1 protein-coding gene is annotated in these 853 nt (G+C 64.3%); it reads left to right on the top strand.

All coding sequences use genetic code 11. From position 1 onward, the window contains the following. Window positions 1–849, top strand: an 849-nt coding sequence (locus AC1DD5_RS25700) for a lipoyl synthase (protein ID WP_477523133.1), incomplete at its 5' end; no start/stop codon positions are given. Window positions 850–853: the final 4 nt, after the last annotated feature.

Here is an 853-nt window from a genome sequence, read left to right as displayed (position 1 = left end):
GTCTGTGAAGAGGCCGGCTGCCCGAACATTTTCGAGTGCTGGGAAGACAAGGAAGCGACGTTCCTGATCGGCGGGTCCGAATGCACCCGGCGCTGTGATTTCTGCCAGATCGATACCGGCAAACCCTCCCCGGTGGACATGTTCGAACCCACCAAGGTGGCCCGGTCCGTGCAGGCCATGCAGCTGCGCTACGCCACGGTCACCGGAGTGGCCCGTGATGACCTCGCCGATGAAGGTGTCTGGCTGTACGCCGAAACCGTCCGCAAAATCCACGAACTGAACCCCGGCACCGGGGTGGAACTGCTGATCCCGGACTTCTCCGGCAAACCCGAACACATCGCSGCGATCTGCGATTCCAAGCCCGAGGTRTTCGCGCACAACGTCGAGACCGTGCCCAGGATCTTCAAGAGGATCCGCCCGGCGTTCCGGTACGAACGCTCCCTGGATGTCATCACCCAGGGCCGGGACCTGGGCATGGTGACCAAGTCCAACCTGATCCTGGGCATGGGCGAAACCCGCGAGGAAATCTCCGAAGCCCTCCGCGATCTTCACGCGGCCGGGTGTGATTTGATCACGATCACCCAGTACCTGCGCCCCTCCGAACGGCACCTGCCSGTGGACCGGTGGGTCAAGCCCCAGGAATTCGTGGACCTCCAGCACGAGGCCGAAGAAATCGGSTTCCTCGGTGTCATGTCCGGTCCGCTGGTCCGCTCCTCCTACCGGGCCGGGCGTTTGTGGGCCACCGCAATGCGCAAGAAGGGCTGGGAAATCCCCGCCGCCCTGGCCCACATCGAGTCCTCCGGCACCACCCGCCAGGAAGCCTCCACCATCCTCGCCGCCCACGCCTAACCCC

Source organism: Paenarthrobacter sp. 10L420 (assembly GCF_056395385.1).
The sequence above is the reverse complement of the archived record's forward strand: the minus strand, read 5'-3'. Positions and strand labels throughout refer to the sequence as shown.